Source organism: Paenibacillus daejeonensis DSM 15491 (assembly GCF_000378385.1).
GTDB lineage: Bacteria > Bacillota > Bacilli > Paenibacillales > Paenibacillaceae > Paenibacillus_D > Paenibacillus_D daejeonensis.
The window spans coordinates 13938-30292 of sequence record NZ_KB899665.1; the positions used below are offsets into that span (position 1 = coordinate 13938).

A 16355-nucleotide genomic window follows, 5' to 3' on the forward strand; every position below is an offset into this window, starting at 1 on the left:
TGCATGGCAAGAAGCGACAAGGATCATCTATTGATTGCAAAAGAAAATCCGAGTTCATCGATCTCCGAAGCCTATAAAACATTGCGGACCAACATCCGATTTTCGGCAGTAGGCAGAGATGTGAAGGTGCTGCTCGTAACCTCGGCTGGACCAGAAGAAGGACGAACCACGACAGCTGCCAACCTGGCGGTGACCTATGCGCAGGAAGGAAAAAAGGTTCTGCTCATTGACGGAGACCTGCGGCGCCCAGCCATTCATCAGATTTTTAATCTACCGGGCAAACAGGGATTATCAGATCTGCTCGTGGATGAGCGCAATGCATTAGGTGTCATCTCCAAGTCCGATGTCAAAGGGTTATCCATCCTGCCGGCTGGCCACGTCCCTCCGAATCCTTCCGAGCTGCTGGGCTCTGAGCGAATGGACACCATTCTTCAAGAGCTGCGGGACAGCTACGAGGTCATCATTATTGATTCCCCCCCAGCCCTATCCGTAACGGATGCTCAGATCTGGGGAGCAATGAGCGACGGGGTGGTTCTGGTTATCCATTACGGCAAGGTGCCAATGGAGGATATCCAGACGGTCAAGGGAAGCATGGAGCATGTCCAGGCCAAGATCCTCGGCGTCGTCTTGAATCAGAGTGCGAAGTCCAAAAAGGACAGCTATTACAAAAATTACTACGGGAGGAATAGCGGATGAGCAACCAGAAGCCAGAGGCGGTCGTCTACGGGGCCGTGCCAACAGCCAAGCGGGAAAAAACGGCAGACCGCACGAGAGCCGGATTGCCCTTTACTTTCGTCAAGCGAAGCATGGACCTGCTAGCAGCAGGCTTCGGTCTGATCTTCCTGCTTCCGGTCTTTCTCGTCATCGCCATCTTGATCAAAATCGAAGATCCCAAGGGCCCGGTATTTTTTCGACAGCCCCGGATTGGCAAGAATCATAAAATCTTCACGATCTTCAAGTTCCGTTCCATGGCAACAAATGCGGAGCAGCGGTTACTGGAAGACAAGGCGCTGCATCAGAAGTATGTGGACAACAACTACAAGCTGGAGCCGGAGGAAGATCCGCGCATTACCAAGATCGGACGTTTCCTGCGCAAAACCAGCCTGGACGAGCTGCCGCAGCTGCTCAACGTGATCAAGGGCGAGATGAGCCTGGTCGGCCCGCGCCCGGTCGTCAGCGAAGAACTGAAGGAATATCGTGAGCGCAAGAGCGAGTTCCTCTCCGTCAAGCCCGGCATCACCGGCTACTGGCAGGTGAGTGGCCGCAGCGACGTCGGCTACCCCGAGCGCGTCGATCTCGAGCTCTACTACGTCTACAACCGTACGATCTGGCTAGATGTCAAAATCCTCTTCACTACCGTGTGGAGTGTGTTACTGAAGAAGGGTGCTTATTAAAACGTGATGATAGTAACGCCTGCGCGGGTCGGGTCATTGTTACAATCGCTGTTGTCCCCAGATTTCATGATTGTTCTAACCCTTACAGGGTAGAAATCCGGCGACAAAGGCGAACGTTACACTTCTCCACAATAACCCGCCCTCTCCGGCAACCACATACGTTTAAAAAAGCTGAAGTAAAAAGTAAAGGATGGTATTGCAAAATGAGAGTAGCGATCGTACACGATTGGCTGACCACCTACGCGGGGTCGGAAAAAGTACTGGAGCAGATGCTTCAGCTGTATCCGGAGGCGGATCTGTATTCGACCGTCGACTTTCTTAGCGAAGAGGACCGAGGCTTCCTGCAGGGCAAGACGGTCCACACCACCTTTATCCAACGGATGCCGATGGCCAAGAAGAAGTACCGACAGTATCTGCCGTTCATGCCGTTTGCCATTGAGCAGTTTGACTTGTCGTCCTACGACCTCATCCTCTCCAGCTCGCATGCGGTGTCCAAAGGTGTCATCACCGGACCCAATCAGCTGCACGTGTCCTACGTGCACTCACCGATCCGATATGCCTGGGATATGCAGCATCAATACCTTCGGGAATCCAATCTGGAGAAAGGGGTCAAGGGCTTGGTCGCCAAGCTGATCCTCGGCCGGATGCGGATGTGGGATTACCGCACCTCCAACGGCGTCGATTCCTTCATCGCCAACTCCAACTTCATCTCCAAGCGGATCTGGAAGGTCTACCGTAGGGAATCCGATGTGATCTACCCGCCGGTCAACGTCAAGGCATTTGCCTACAACGAGAAAAAAGACCCGTTCTACCTGACCGCATCGAGAATGGTGCCCTACAAGAAGATGGATATGATCGTCGAAGCCTTTGCGGCCATGCCGGACAAGAAGCTGGTCGTCATCGGCGACGGACCGGACATGCACAAGGTGCAGCAGCACGCGCAGAACGCACCGAACATCGAAGTGCTGGGGTATCAATCAGACGAAGTGCTGATTGACCACATGCAGCGGGCCCAAGCCTTCGTCTTCGCCGCCGAGGAAGACTTCGGCATCACTGTCGTCGAGGCCCAGGCTTGCGGGACGCCAGTCATTGCCTTCGGCAAAGGCGGCTCCCTGGAAACGGTTCGGGGGTTGGAGGAGACCAACCCTACCGGTGTCTTCTTCCACGAACAGGAGCCCGGGGCTATCATCGAGGGCGTCCGACGCTTCGAGCAGGAGCGGGGCAGAATCTCCGCGAGCAATTGCCGCAAGAACGCTATGGGGTTCACCCCCGAGGCTTTCCGCAGCAACCTCAAGCAGCACATCGACCAGAAACTCAACCAACCCAGCAAACCGACCACCAAGAAAATGGTCGTACTCTAAATATAAAAAAACGGATGTGATGGTTGTCGGTTTCGTGGTTGTAGCTTAGTGAAAATACCGAAGAGGTACGGAATTGTCCTGGAGAAGCGAAGCGCTCGCCTTTGTTCCCGGAATTCAACCTTATCTGAGAAGTTCAGAAAATTCTGGGAACAACAGCGATCGGAAGGACAATCCGTTGCCCGCAGGTGTAATTTCATGGTATTTTGCTACAAATCACTTGTCCGATCACACGATCACATCCCTAAGGAGTGGAACCCATGAAGTTGACGTTTATCGGCACCGGCTACGTCGGGCTTGTCTCAGGCGTATGTTTCTCTGAACTGGGCAATCACGTCACTTGCGTGGACAAGGACGCGGCCAAGATTGCAAGGCTAAATGCTGGTGAATCGCCTATTTATGAGCCAGGCCTGGAAGAACTCATGGCCACCGGCCGCGAGGCAGGACGGCTGCAGTTCACAGACCAACTGACCGAAGCCGTCCACAACGCCGAAGTGATCTACATCTGTGTCGGCACACCGTCGATGCCGAGTGGAGAGGCTAACCTGTCCTACATCAAGCAGGCAGCCCAGGACATCGCACTGGCGATGAACGGGTACAAAGTCATCGTCGTCAAGAGTACCGTGCCGGTTGGCACCAACGATCTGATTGAATCCATCATCAGCCAGCTCAGCCCGCATCCGTTCGATGTTGTGTCGATCCCCGAGTTCCTGCGGGAAGGCTCCGCGATTCAGGATACGCTGAAGCCGGACCGCATCATTATCGGAACCGACAGCGAGAAGGCAGCGGGGTTGCTAACCGAGCTGCACCGTCCGCTGACCGACCGCATCATGGTGACCGAGCGCCGCAGCGCCGAGATGATCAAGTATGCTTCCAATGCCTTTCTAGCGACCAAAATCTCTTTCATCAACGAAATTGCAAACATATGCGAGAAAGTCGGCGCGGATGTGACACAGGTGGCACAGGGCATGGGCTACGATCAACGGATCGGCAGTTCCTTCCTGCAAGCGGGCATTGGGTATGGCGGCTCGTGCTTCCCCAAAGACACAGATGCGCTGATTCAAATTGCAGGGAATGTCGACTATGAGTTCAAACTGCTGAAGTCGGTCGTGGAGGTCAACAAAGACCAGCGATTCAACGTCATCGACAAACTGGAGCATTCCCTCGGTTATCTGTCCGGCAAGCGGATCGGCATCTGGGGATTGGCCTTCAAGCCCAACACCGACGATGTCCGCGAAGCGCCTGCACTAGATATTATCGCCGCCCTGCTGGAAGCAGGAGCTGAGGTGCAAGCGTACGATCCGGTGGCAACGCCGAACTTCCGCAGTGTTTTTGACAGGGAAGCGGAAGTCGAGTGGACGAACAGCCCGCTGGCGGCAGCTGAAGAATGCGACGCACTCTGCCTGCTGACTGACTGGTCTGAATTCAAGTCCATTGATCTGGTCCGTGTGCACGGCGTGATGCGGCAGCCGATCCTGATTGACGGACGCAATGTCTATACCAAGGAGCAAATCGACGGCGCGGCCTTCCAGTATTACTCTGTGGGTCGTCCGCAATACGGCAGATTAGACAGATATGAGGAACTGCCAATCAAGTTGTAGAACAGGGGAGATCACCGGCATGAATACCAAACCAAATCAAGGATTCTCCCTCTGGTGGCTGAATCCGACGTATCTGTTCTTGCTGGTGATGGGTGTCGTCATCGTCGGCGCCTACCTGATTCCGGCAGCAAGCTACGAGAGCTTCTACCGGGTAGACAAATTCATTACCGGCGACAACATCTGGTACAGCATCCTTCCGGCGGTCTTCTTCGTCGCCGGGACGATGCTGGCCCGGATTACTACCCGGGGGATGGCCCCTACGGCCGTCTTCGAGAAGAGCGTCCTCAAGCGCGAAGGGTTCGTCCGGTTTTGCATCGGCCTGCTGTTCGTCTTCACGATGTTCGGCTACATGGCCTGGTTCCTGATTATGGTACGCAATGGACTATCCGTCAGCTTGTTCCTCAACGTGCTGCGCGGGGAGCCTGGCGCGATATATCAGATTACACATAACTTTGAAATGATTACGGGCGTGACGTCGTTTACGAACTTCGGCATCCCCTTCACAATCTTGGCAGTGTACTACATGTGCCTGCACCGGCGGCTGAATTATATTCCGATGCTGGCGGTTGTCTCGGCACTCACACTGTTCCGGGCGATTTTCTTCTCGGAGCGGCTGGCCATTCTCGAGATTATGCTACCGGCGACGATTGTGTTCATCGCCATGTGGCTCAAGAGCGGACGAAAGTTGCCGCTGGTTAGACTTTATCCGCTGTTCGCAGTTGGCGGGCTGATTGTATTCTTCGGACTGAGCGAGTACTTCCGTTCCTGGACCAGCTACTACGTCAACATTTACCCCTCGTTCTGGGAGTTCATGGTGACGCGGTTCTTCGGTTACTATGTGACGGCCATGAATACCGGCACGCTGTACATTGAACAGCTTGGCTTCCAATCCCTGCCCTTCCCTTACTTCACTTGGGAGTGGCTATGGAATTTTCCGGGCATCGGCGGGCAGGCGTACCAAGCAGCCTTCGGTGTTGCGCCCGGAACTGAACTAACGAATACCCTGGAGACGATGGGCAACCCGGAGTTCAACAATCCGTCGGGACTGCTGCTGCCATACCATGATTACGGTCTTGCCGGTTCGCTGGTGTACTGGCTGATTATCGGCTTTGTGAGCGGCCTGCTGTACACCTGGTTCCAGAAGGGTCACACCTTCGGCATGATTCTGTACCCGATCTGGATGGTAGGCATCATGGAGGTACCAAGATATCTGTACTTCAGCAGCGGCAGGTTCTTCCCATGCTGGATTGTGCTCCTCATCTTCGCCCTGGTGATCCATTACAATACACGCAAGATTCCGAGCTGGCAGCCGGTAGGAGGGAAAAGCGGATGAGCATGACAACGATTTATATCAACGGCCGGTTCCTGATGCATAACATCACCGGCGTGCAGCGGTATGCCATGGAGCTGATCCGCCAGATGGATGCACTGATCGCAGAAGACGATCCGGCCTTTGCGCCTTATCGGTTCGTGATTCTTGCGCCGCATGGCCAGATTCAACCCCTGGAGCTGGCACATATCGAGATCCGGCAGGTTGGCCCGCTGAACGGACATCTGTGGGAGCAGCTGACGCTGCCGATCCATACGACAGACGGCTTCCTGCTTAATCTCTGCAACACCGCGCCGCTTCTCAAGCGCAATCAGGCGGTCACCATGCACGATGCCGCGGTTTACGCCGTGCCGGAGACGTACTCCTTTGCTTTCAAGGCTTGGTACAAGGTGGTGTTCCGTGTCGTCGGCAAGACAGCAAGGCGCGTGATCACCTGCTCCGAATTTTCCAAGCGACAGCTGATGCATTACGCGGGCATCAAGGAGAACAAGCTGCAGACGATCTACCATGGCAAGGAGCATATGCTGGGGACACCGATTGCTTCGGGCTACACGGAGAAAATGGGACTGGAGCGGCCGTTCGTACTGGCGGTCAGCAGCATGAGCCCTAACAAGAACTTCCGCTCCATTGTTGCCGCGCTGGAGCTGATCGGCGACAAAGACTTCGATGTTGTGATCGCTGGCGGCAAAAGCAAGATCTTCAACGAGACGACCCCAGGCGGGGAATCCTCTGGCAGAGTCCACTATCTGGGCTATGTCGAGGAGGAAGAGCTGCGGGCGCTCTATGACAAGGCAGCTTGCTTCGTCTTCCCGTCCTTCTACGAAGGGTTTGGCTTGCCGCCGCTGGAAGCGATGGCGTGCGGGGCACCGGTGATTGCCTCCAAGGCGGCTTCGCTGCCCGAGGTGTGCGGCGACGCGGTGCTCTACTGCGATCCGCATGATCCGCAGGATATCGCGGATCAGATTCGCCGGGTGATGGGCGACCCGCAGCTGCGGGAGGAGCTAAGCGCCCGGGGCAAGGAGCAGGCGGCCAAGTTCTCCTGGAGCCGTTGCGCTCGCGAGACGATTGGCGCTGTTGCCCGCGCGATGGGGACGCAAGAGGTGTACCGGGAGCGGCCGGCCGCCAAGGCGGTTGCCCCCAAGCAATCGCGTTAGCGCTCAGGAACTTTATACAAAAGAGGGGTCAGAGCAGATGAATATTATGTTCGCAAGCCATACGTATATGGGCGGACCGTTCGTGGTCGGGTCGCATCATCTGGCCAGAGAGATGGAGAAACTGGGACATGCCGTTCTCCATGTGAGTACGCCGATTACGCCGTTTCACCTGCTCAAGCTGAGCAACCCGGACTACCGTGAGCGATTCCGGATTCTGACCGGGCGCAGCAAGAACGCATCTCCGCGTCTCATCAACTCGGTCCCGCTCTCGTGGTTCACCTGGAAGATGGCCGGACCCATCTTCCAGCGCACGGGTAAGAACTGGATGGTCCCATCCGTGAAGCAGTTGCTTCGCAAGAATGGGATGGAGCAGGTAGATATCCTGTTTATTGACCAACCGAGCTTCGTCGGACTGGAGAAGCTGGTGAAGCCCAAGGTGACGGTCTATCGTCCAACGGACCTGTACAGCAAGCTGACAGGCAATCCGAGCATCGCCGCAGCGGAAGCGGCGATCCTGGCGGATGCACAAGCGCTCGTGTCCACGTCATCGCCAGTGCTCGAGGAGCTGCAGGGCTACAATCCGCAGATTCCGACGCTGCTATTGGAAAACGGCGTAGAGTTCGAGCACTTCGCCAGCTGTGCGGATGAACCGGAGGAGCTGCGGAATATCCCGCATCCCCGCGCTACCTATGTGGGAGCGCTCGATGAGCGGCTTGATCGCGAGGCGCTGCTGCGATTGGCGCAGGAGCAGCCGGAGACCAGCGTGGTCATCATTGGTCCACATACCCCTGAAGATGAAGCTTACTTCAGTGGTTGCTCCAATGCTTATCTACTGGGCGCCAAGCCATACGCACGGATGCCGGATTTCCTGCATCACTCGGATCTGGCGCTGCTGCCGCTCAGCGATCACTCCGCCAACCGCGGCCGCAGCCCGATGAAGCTGTACGAGTATGCGGCAGCGGGACTGCCCGTCGTCGTGACAGAGACGCCGGAGCTGCTGCGCCGCCAGGAGGACTTCCTCCACTTCTATCGGGACAGCGGCGATTTTCCCGGCAAGGTTCGGCAGGCGCTGGCGCTGCAGCAGGACAAGGAACGCGTCCGCAGCCTGGCCCGCAGCCACGCCTGGGACGCCAAGGCGACGCGCTTGCTCGATTTTGTCAGCAGCTTGTAGCGCTGACAGCGGAGCTGGCCGGCCGAGGCCAGGGTCGTGACCCGGCCTAGCGAGGCAGGAGTAGTGCTGCGCGGCCAGGGTGGTGGCGCGGTCAAGCGAGGCAGGAGTAGTGCTGTGCGGCCAGGGTAGTGGCACGCTATCAAGTGGGGCTGGAGTAGTGGCGCCCCTGTGAGGCTGGCCGGGGCCCACCAATTGGCCGGTCCAGCAAGCGGCCCCGCCAATGCGGGGTACGAGTAATAGTTCTTACACTGGCAACCAGGCGCACCAACCCGCCGATCCCGGCGCTGTAAGGCAAAATTCTTTACTTAGAGCTCACTGACCCGCTGATCCCGGCGCTGTAAGGCAAATTTCTTTACTTAGAGCTCGCTGATCCGTCGAATCTGGCGCTGTAAGGCAAATTTCTTTACTTAGAGCTCGCTGATCTGGCGAATCCGGCGCTGTAAGGCAAATTTCTTTACTTAGAGCTCGCGGATCCGCCGATCCCGGCGCTGTAAGGCAAATTTCTTTACTTAGAGCTCGCTGACCCGCCGATCCCGGCGCTGTAAGGCAAATTTCTTTACCTAGAGCTCGCCAACCCGTCGATTTCGCTGCTGCAAGTAAAGTTTCTGTACTTGGATCTCCCCACTTCAGCGATTGCAAGGCTACAAGTAAACTTTCTTTACTTACAGCCTGCTACTCAAGCGATTCAACCAGCTGAAAGGCGATCTACTTTCCTTCCAGCCCGCTGCACCGGCGGAGCCCGGTACGGCAAGATAAGCTGGAGCACCCTAGCGGTCCAGACCGCATGCAAGCAAGTAAAGTTTTAGCGAGGTAGATGAGTATCCAGGAGGGACCGGTCAGCCGCCCGCCCACCGCAGACCTTATCGCACCAAGCATTTAGGAGGAGCCCGGAGACCATGTCATTAAAAGGCAAAGGCATAGCTGCGATGAAATGGTCCAGCTTGTCCACATTAATCTCGATTGTGATCCAAATGCTGCAGCTCGTCATCCTGTCCCGTCTCCTGAGTCCCGAAGATTACGGACTGATGGGGATGATCATGGTCGTCGTAGCGGCAGCCGTTAATTTCAGTGATATGGGCATCTCCAATGCGATTATCCATCGTCAAGATGTGACGAAGAATCACTTGTCCTCGCTGTATATTCTCAATGTCGGAACGAGCGCGCTGCTCTGTTTGATCATCTTCCTATCCGCGCCTCTGGTCGCAGGGTTCTATGATGAACCGCGTCTGGTCGATCTGGTGCAGTGGATGTCGCTGCTCTGCTTGTTCCCGGCCTTCGGTCAGCAGTTTGAGGTCATGTTCCGCAAGGAGCTCAAATTCAACAACATCGCCAAAATTCACATCTTGGGCTATACCTCTGGTTTTGTTGTCGCTGTGCTCGGCGCGTACTTCGGCTATGGCGTCTATGCGTTGATTGGTTCCCATCTGACAAATGCGCTGGTTCGGTCGCTGGGCCTGGTGGCCATCGGATGGCGGATCTGGACACCGCGATTCCACTTTGCACGAGCTGACCTGAAGGGGTATCTCAGCTTCGGCGTCTATCAGATGTCGTCCAACGTGCTGCAGTCGCTGATTTCCAACCTGGACTATCTGATCATCGGCCGCCTGTTCGGCGCTCAGGTGTTAGGCTATTACTCCTTCGCCTTCCAACTGGTCATCATGCCGCATCAGAAGATTGGTCCGTTGGTCAATACCGTAGCCTTGCCGTTGTTTGCAAAAATGCAAAATAATCTGGAGCAGCTCCGTGAGGGCTTCCTGAAAGTACTGAACGGGGTGACGATGCTTAACGCACCGATCTACCTCGGCATTGTTGTTACCGCACCTGTGCTGGTACCGTTCGTATTCGGCGCCCAGTGGTTGCCAAGTGTGACGCTCATTCAGATTCTCGGCGTGATGATGCTCATCCGCTCGATGATCATCCCGATTCAGCCATTGCTTCAAGCCAAGGGTAGAGCGGATATCTACTTCCGTTACACGCTCATTAACGTGGCGATCCAAGTGCCTGTGCTCATCATCGGCGGCCTGGCTTATGGCAGTGTCGGTGTTGCCCTCTCCTTCATCCTGGTGCAGGTGCTGCTCTTCGGCATTCAATACACCTATGCAGTGAAGAAAATGGTGGGGCCATGCTTGTCCGCTTACCTGCGGAGCGTTATGCCGGGACTGCTATGCGGTAGCGCGATGCTGGCTGGAGTATTGCTGTTCAACTACTTGTATGAATTGCTGCTTGGCAGCGTACCGCACTTTATCGTTCAAGTCATCGTAGGCATGGTGCTGTATGGCGTGGTTGTGATTGCATTCGTGCCGGAGGCCGTGCAGTTTGCCAAGGATATGCTCAAGCGCAAAGTCGGCAAGAAGAAGAGTGTTACGCCTTCTTCCTAAAATGAGAAGCATTAAGATTTGATCATAAACAAAACCCTCTCCAAACCATTAGCGTCTGGAGTAAGAGAACCATCAACCACTAGGAGGCGATCCCATGTCAAAGATCAAAAAAGCGATTATCCCGGCTGCCGGTCTGGGAACACGATTCTTGCCCGCTACCAAAGCGATGCCTAAGGAAATGCTGCCGATTGTAGACAAGCCGACCATTCAATACATCGTCGAAGAAGCGATCGATTCGGGGATTGAGGATATCATCATCGTCACAGGCCGCAGCAAGCGGTCGATCGAGGACCACTTCGACAAGAATGTTGAGCTGGAAGCCGACCTGGAGGATAAGAACAAGAATGAACTGCTGGACATCGTCCGCGAAGTTACCAACCTCGTTGAGATCCATTGTGTCCGTCAAAAAGAGCCGCTTGGTCTCGGACATGCCATCTGGTGTGCACGCAAGTTTATCGGCAACGAGCCATTCGCCGTCCTGCTGGGCGATATGATCATCGACAGCAAGGTGCCGTGCCTGAAGCAGATGATGGATGTGTATGACGAGCGCGAAGCGAGCGTCATTGCCGTTGAAGAAGTACCGTGGAAGGATGTCAGCAGCTACGGTGTCATTGAAGGCCAACGGGTATCGAATCAACTGGAGCTGATCACTAACCTCGTGGAGAAGCCGAAGACGAACCCGCCGTCGAATCTGGCTATGATTGGCCGATACATTCTGGATGCGGAAATTATGAATATTCTGGAGCATATTCAACCCGGTGTTGGCGGTGAAATCCAGCTGACCGATGCACTCAAGGAATTGGCTCACCTGCAGGAGATGTACAGCTTCAGCTACGAAGGCAAGCTCTATGATGTGGGCAGCAAGATCGGCTATCTGAAGGCCAATATTGATTTTGCGCTGATGCGTCAAGATCTGGGTGGCGATCTCCTGAACTACCTGGAGCAAGCCGTGGCAGACCGCACCCAGCCAGTCGAGAACAAAATCGAGGCGATCCTCAAAGAGCGCGAACGCGAAGCCAAACTCAAGATTGTATAACATAAATCAAGATCAAAAATTTGACGTCGAAAGAGCTACAAAGGTCTGGCTGCCCTCAAAAGGCCGGAGAGGCACGGAATCGAATCTGGTCCACGCTTTCTGAAAGAAAGCGACTTCGGAAGCATACGCTGCGAAGCGTTCGCCTGAAAGCTTTTCGCAGAAAAGCTAGCTTCGAAAGCATATGCCGTCCCCGGATTTCACCCCTAAAAGGGGTAAAAATCAAAGAAATCTGGGGACAACAGCGATCGGAAGATCGATCCGTGACTGTAGGCTTTCTTTTTGAGGGCAGCCTGAAAGGCACACATCGTGATCAAAAGCGTGTTTTTGACAACCACAAGGAGGGGATTCTATGAAACTCGTATTGTTGTCTGGAGGCTCGGGCAAACGGCTATGGCCGCTGTCCAATGATGCAAGATCCAAGCAGTTCTTGAAGGTGCTGGAGAACGACAAGGGGCAGATGGAATCCATGGTCCAGCGGGTCTGGGGCCAGATTCGGGCCGCCGGCCTGGATCAGGAAGCGGTCATTGCAACAAGTAAGCTGCAGGTTGATATTATGCAAAATCAGCTGGGTGACGTGCCGATCGTGGCCGAGCCGGAGCGCCGCGATACCTTCCCGGCGATCGCGCTGGCGGCTTCCTACCTGTACTCCGTTCAAGGAGTGGGACTCGATGAGACGGTCTGTATCCTGCCGGTCGATCCGTATGTCGAAGATCATTTCTTCGAGCGAATCAAGGCGCTGGAGACGTCGCTGCACCAGTCCGGAGCCAATCTGGCGCTGATGGGTGTGAAGCCGACCTATCCTTCCTCGAAGTACGGTTATATCGTACCCGGCGGGCAAGGCGAGACGGAGGACTACCGCACTGTCAGCCGGTTTACGGAGAAGCCGACCGAAGCCAAGGCCCAGGCGCTCATTGCTGAGGATGCACTGTGGAACTGCGGCGTATTTGCCTTCAAGCTCGAATACATCATCACCAAGCTGATGGCGAAGGGCTGGCCTGTCCAGTACGAGGAGCTGTCGCAGCAGTATCAGGATTTGCCGAAAATCAGCTTTGACTACGAAGTGGTTGAGAAGGAAGAGAAGATCGTCGCGATTGATTACGACGGCTACTGGAAGGACCTTGGCACCTGGAATACATTGACCGAGAACATGGGTGTGCAACAGATGGGCAATGGCGCAATCTGCGAAGACTCCCACAATACGCACTTGATTAATGAGCTGGATATTCCGGTTACGGTCATTGGTATCTCTGACGCTGTCGTTGCGGTTAGCCCGGACGGAATCCTGGTTGCTGACAAGCAAGCCAGTCCGAAGATCAAGGATATGGTGCTGCCGGGCCAGATGCCGATGTATGAGGAGCGGACATGGGGCTGGTACCGTGTGTTGGATTATGCAAAGTACGAGGATGCAGACGAGGTGCTCACCAAGCGGATTGGCCTCAAGCCGGGCAAGCATCTGAACTATCAGAAATATAGCCTGCGGGCGGATACGTGGACGATCATCAGCGGTGAAGGACAGCTGGTTCGAGGCCAAGAAATCATTTCGGTCAAAGCGGGTGACGTGTTCCATATCCCGGCCAATGAGTACCATGCGATCAAGGCTGTCACGGATATGGAAATGATCGAGATTCAGAAGGGCAGCATCCTGGATTGCGTGGAAGAAGCGATGGAGCATGTACAGAGCTGGGAAGACCTGGAGGATCTCTGTGGATCGGGCAGGATGCCATCATGAGGCGGCGGATCATCTATGGCACGCTGGCAGCCTTCAGTGTGATTGGACTGGCCGTTGGTATCTATTTGTTCCAGATGTACGATTCGGTAAAAGATACCGTAGCAGCCATCTACGAGCCGCTGGAGCCGCCTGCGCTTGCCGATGATCCGCGGGCAACCGCGTCCGCTGCCGAAGACGATGGGGTGGACGATGTCGTGGATACAGTCAATCAGGCAGAGCCGGGACTGATCGATCCCGCAGTGGTTCAGGGCAGTACACTGGTCCATGGACCCGTCGATCTGAAGAACAAAGAGCCGTTTACCCTACTCGTTATGGGCGTGGATGAACGGATGGGTGACCGGGGCCGCTCCGATACCATTATCGTGCTGGGCGTGAATCCTGCGAAGAATTCGGTCCTCATGTTCAATATTCCTCGCGATACGCGTACGGAGCTGATTGGTCGGGGGACAGAGGATAAGATTAATCACGCTTACGCTTTTGGTGGAACCCGAATGGCTATCGATACAGTAAGTGATTTCCTCGGTGTGCCCATCAACTACTATGTCAAGGTGAACATGGAAGGCTTGGTTCAGATCATCGATATTCTTGGTGGTGTGCAGATCGACAATCCTTTCGAGTTCCGCTTTGAGCGAGTGACCTATCCGGAAGGGCCGATCCATCTGGATGGCCGTGACGCGATGATGTACACCCGCATGCGATATGACGATCCGCGTGGTGATTTTGGCCGAAATGCCAGGCAGCAGTTGGTCTTGTCCGACTTGATCGAGCGTGCCAAACGGATTTCGACGGTTACGAAGATCCCGGATATCCTGAAGGAAGTTGAGGAGAATACGCGGACCAATCTCACGATGGATGACATCATGGATATTTACAACAATTACCGCAAGCAAGCGAGCGATATCTATAAGGATGAGATCAAGGGCTCTGGCAAGCATATAGATGGCATCTACTATTATATAGTAGAAGAGGCCGAACGTCAGCGGATGCATGACAAGCTAGCCTCTCACTTGCAGCCGTAACCGAAGCCCTCAGAGAAAGGAAACACACGACGTATGAAAATCAATTTGTTCATGGTGCCGCATCAGGATGACGAGAGTCTGACATTCGGCGCAGCGATCCGTAATCATCTGGATCACGGCGATGAATGTCACGTCATCCTCTATACCGACGGCAGGACCTCGTCTGTTCGCAAGGTCCTCCGCGGTGAGCAGCGGTGCCATCTGCACAAACGGTTCCATGCTCCAGCCGAAGAGGATTACACGCTGATGGAGGAAGAGGAGCTGATGCGTTACCGTAATGACGAATTCATGCGGGCGTGTCTTGCGCTGGGAGTACCCGAGACGCATATTCATTATGCAGAAGGTGCGATGCGCGATGGGGATTCTACTGTCGAAGGCTGTGAAGCCGTGCTTCAGGAGTATCTGTCACGTTATCCAGGAGCGCGCGTGAAGACCTTCACGGACCTTGGTGGCAATCATCGGGACCATGCCAATATGGGACATGCGGCCCGTCGTCTTCTGGCCAGCGGTGCAATTGAAGACCTGCGCTTGTACGTAGAGCCGTATAACCGGCGTCAGGCTCGCAAGGCACAGCGTGGGATGATCCTCCACAAGGAGTATTCGGAAGAGAACAAGCACAAGGTCGTTAACGCCCTGCAGGAGTATAAGAAATGGGAGCCAACCCGTGGACAATTCGCGATCGGCTATCATTCGGTCAAAGCCCATTTCGATGCAGCCATTGCTAAACCCGTTTCTTATTATCATAAGCCATGAACGAACAATCTGGTCTGCATGATCATAAGAAATATGTTTAACGCTTCGAAGGCAAGGGTAATACAGCATAATTTCGAGCAAGTTCGGTAAAAGAGAACATTATTTGAAGGGGAATGGTTATGGGGAAAATTTTAATTGTTGGCGGTCAAATGGAAAATAAAGGCGCACAAGCCATGACATTCACAGTCATTAACGAAATTCGCAACCGGTTTCCGGGCAAAGAAATCATTGTTAATTGCCAGGACAAGGATAAAAATTATAACTTCCACCTGCTGCGGATTGGCAAAAAGCTCAAACTGGAGATGATTGGCGGGCTGTATGGCTTCCTCGGTAAACTCATGCCGAAGGCGTCGAATGTCAACGTCAACCGCGAGGAAATGGAGGCTATGCTGAAGGATACAGATCTGATGATTGATATCAGCGGATTTGCGTTATCCTCCCAATTCAGCTTCCGTCACTCCCTCAATTATATGGCTAACATCATGCTGGCCAAAAAATACAATGTTCCGATGGTGCTGATGTCACAATCGTTTGGCCCGTTCAACTACAAAGGCATCGACAAGATGATTATTCCGTCGCTCATTCGCAAGCATATCAGTTATCCTAAACGGATTTATGCCCGTGAATTTGAGGGCCAGCGCTATATGAGCCAATATACAAGGGACAACCTTCACAAATCGGTGGACATCGTGCTGCAGGGAAGCGAGTTCAACATCGATCACTTGTTCAAGCCTGGCTCATACCAGATGAGCGAGCCCGTGCAGGTGCAGGATGGCTCTGTAGCCATCATTCCGAACGTCAAAACAATGAAGTACGGTTCGCGTGAAGAGATGATTAACTTGTATCAAAAAATGGTGGATCAGCTGCTGCTCAAAGGCAAGCATATCTACTTGCTGCGTCACTCTACCGAGGACCTGGAGATCTGCAAAGAAATCAAGCAGCGCTATCCGGAGCAGAGCCGCGTCGTCCTGCTGGAGAAGGAATATGACTGTATCGAAATCCATCATATTCTAAATCAGTTTGATTTCATTATTGGCTCTCGTTACCACTCCATCATTCACGCCTACAAGAACGGCATCCCGGTGCTGGCGCTTGGCTGGGCAACCAAGTACAAGGAGTTGCTGGGTATCTTCGGGCAGAGCGATTACATCTTTGATGTACGCGACCTCGCACATGCTGAGCGTACGATTCTGATGGCAATCGACCAGATGATTGATCATCGCGAGGAAGAGGCCGCCAAGATTCGTGCCAAGATGGACGAGTTGAGTGAAGTGAACATTTTCAATGAAGTGTTCAATGATCTGCCAGTCGATGCGATGGCTCACGTCACTGCTGCCGAAACGGCGGGAAAAATGCAAGGGGAGCCGGCGCCTCAAGCCGCGGGCGCTTAAGAGCCGACACGTAAGAAGTTGTCCGCGCTCCCCTGCATGCT

Annotated in this window: 13 protein-coding genes; all 13 read left to right on the forward strand. The window is 54.3% G+C overall.

Going from position 1 to position 16355, the window contains the following annotated elements; translation table 11 throughout:
• Positions 1-3 precede the first annotated feature (3 nt).
• The 13 genes from F556_RS0118785 to F556_RS0118845 all read left to right on the forward strand — a co-directional run bounded on the left by F556_RS0118785 (position 4) and on the right by F556_RS0118845 (position 16314).
• Positions 4-696: a CpsD/CapB family tyrosine-protein kinase gene (locus F556_RS0118785; RefSeq protein WP_020618535.1), complete on the forward strand. Its 693-nt coding sequence runs from the start codon at positions 4-6 to the stop codon at positions 694-696.
• Positions 693-1394 (forward strand): sugar transferase, encoded by a 702-nt coding sequence (locus F556_RS0118790; RefSeq protein WP_020618536.1) that lies wholly within the window; start codon positions 693-695, stop codon positions 1392-1394. The genes F556_RS0118785 and F556_RS0118790 overlap by 4 nt, the downstream gene beginning before the upstream one ends.
• 203 nt (positions 1395-1597) lie before the next feature.
• On the forward strand, positions 1598-2755 hold the full coding sequence (locus tag F556_RS34480; RefSeq protein WP_020618537.1) for a glycosyltransferase family 4 protein: 1158 nt from the start codon (positions 1598-1600) through the stop codon (positions 2753-2755).
• 257 nt (positions 2756-3012) lie between these two features.
• Complete coding sequence (locus F556_RS0118800) at positions 3013-4353, forward strand: UDP-glucose dehydrogenase family protein (RefSeq protein WP_020618538.1); 1341 nt, start codon at positions 3013-3015, stop codon at positions 4351-4353.
• Positions 4354-4372: 19 nt separating this feature from the next.
• Complete coding sequence (locus F556_RS0118805; protein ID WP_020618539.1) at positions 4373-5686, forward strand: O-antigen polymerase; 1314 nt, start codon at positions 4373-4375, stop codon at positions 5684-5686.
• Entirely contained in the window at positions 5683-6837 is a 1155-nt protein-coding gene (locus F556_RS0118810; protein ID WP_020618540.1) for a glycosyltransferase family 4 protein, read from the forward strand. The genes F556_RS0118805 and F556_RS0118810 overlap by 4 nt, the downstream gene beginning before the upstream one ends.
• Before the next feature lie 37 nt (positions 6838-6874).
• The gene (locus F556_RS0118815) at positions 6875-8008 is read left to right on the forward strand and encodes a glycosyltransferase family protein (RefSeq protein WP_020618541.1); all 1134 of its coding nucleotides are present in this window, start codon (positions 6875-6877) and stop codon (positions 8006-8008) included.
• An 896-nt stretch (positions 8009-8904) separates the two neighbouring features.
• Positions 8905-10386 (forward strand): MOP flippase family protein, encoded by a 1482-nt coding sequence (locus F556_RS0118820; RefSeq protein WP_020618542.1) that lies wholly within the window; start codon positions 8905-8907, stop codon positions 10384-10386.
• A 94-nt stretch (positions 10387-10480) separates the two neighbouring features.
• The gene (galU, locus tag F556_RS0118825) at positions 10481-11422 is read left to right on the forward strand and encodes a UTP--glucose-1-phosphate uridylyltransferase GalU (RefSeq protein WP_020618543.1); all 942 of its coding nucleotides are present in this window, start codon (positions 10481-10483) and stop codon (positions 11420-11422) included.
• A 349-nt stretch (positions 11423-11771) separates the two neighbouring features.
• Positions 11772-13151 carry a sugar phosphate nucleotidyltransferase gene (locus F556_RS0118830; RefSeq protein WP_020618544.1) on the forward strand — a complete coding sequence of 460 codons (1380 nt, stop codon included), beginning with the start codon at positions 11772-11774 and terminating at the stop codon, positions 13149-13151.
• The gene (locus F556_RS0118835) at positions 13148-14170 is read left to right on the forward strand and encodes an LCP family glycopolymer transferase (RefSeq protein ID WP_020618545.1); all 1023 of its coding nucleotides are present in this window, start codon (positions 13148-13150) and stop codon (positions 14168-14170) included. Before F556_RS0118830 ends, F556_RS0118835 begins: the two co-directional genes overlap by 4 nt.
• Before the next feature lie 33 nt (positions 14171-14203).
• On the forward strand, positions 14204-14923 hold the full coding sequence (locus tag F556_RS0118840) for a PIG-L family deacetylase (protein ID WP_020618546.1): 720 nt from the start codon (positions 14204-14206) through the stop codon (positions 14921-14923).
• Positions 14924-15042: 119 nt separating this feature from the next.
• On the forward strand, positions 15043-16314 hold the full coding sequence (locus F556_RS0118845; protein ID WP_020618547.1) for a polysaccharide pyruvyl transferase family protein: 1272 nt from the start codon (positions 15043-15045) through the stop codon (positions 16312-16314).
• The last annotated feature ends 41 nt before the right edge of the window (positions 16315-16355 follow it).

Coding starts and splice junctions, on each gene's coding strand:
- F556_RS0118785 (WP_020618535.1), top strand. CDS start 4: ATGGCAAGAAGCGACAAGGATCATCTATTGATTGCAAAAGAAAATCCG.
- F556_RS0118790 (WP_020618536.1), top strand. CDS start 693: ATGAGCAACCAGAAGCCAGAGGCGGTCGTCTACGGGGCCGTGCCAACA.
- F556_RS34480 (WP_020618537.1), top strand. CDS start 1,598: ATGAGAGTAGCGATCGTACACGATTGGCTGACCACCTACGCGGGGTCG.
- F556_RS0118800 (WP_020618538.1), top strand. CDS start 3,013: ATGAAGTTGACGTTTATCGGCACCGGCTACGTCGGGCTTGTCTCAGGC.
- F556_RS0118805 (WP_020618539.1), top strand. CDS start 4,373: ATGAATACCAAACCAAATCAAGGATTCTCCCTCTGGTGGCTGAATCCG.
- F556_RS0118810 (WP_020618540.1), top strand. CDS start 5,683: ATGAGCATGACAACGATTTATATCAACGGCCGGTTCCTGATGCATAAC.
- F556_RS0118815 (WP_020618541.1), top strand. CDS start 6,875: ATGAATATTATGTTCGCAAGCCATACGTATATGGGCGGACCGTTCGTG.
- F556_RS0118820 (WP_020618542.1), top strand. CDS start 8,905: ATGTCATTAAAAGGCAAAGGCATAGCTGCGATGAAATGGTCCAGCTTG.
- galU (WP_020618543.1), top strand. CDS start 10,481: ATGTCAAAGATCAAAAAAGCGATTATCCCGGCTGCCGGTCTGGGAACA.
- F556_RS0118830 (WP_020618544.1), top strand. CDS start 11,772: ATGAAACTCGTATTGTTGTCTGGAGGCTCGGGCAAACGGCTATGGCCG.
- F556_RS0118835 (WP_020618545.1), top strand. CDS start 13,148: ATGAGGCGGCGGATCATCTATGGCACGCTGGCAGCCTTCAGTGTGATT.
- F556_RS0118840 (WP_020618546.1), top strand. CDS start 14,204: ATGAAAATCAATTTGTTCATGGTGCCGCATCAGGATGACGAGAGTCTG.
- F556_RS0118845 (WP_020618547.1), top strand. CDS start 15,043: ATGGGGAAAATTTTAATTGTTGGCGGTCAAATGGAAAATAAAGGCGCA.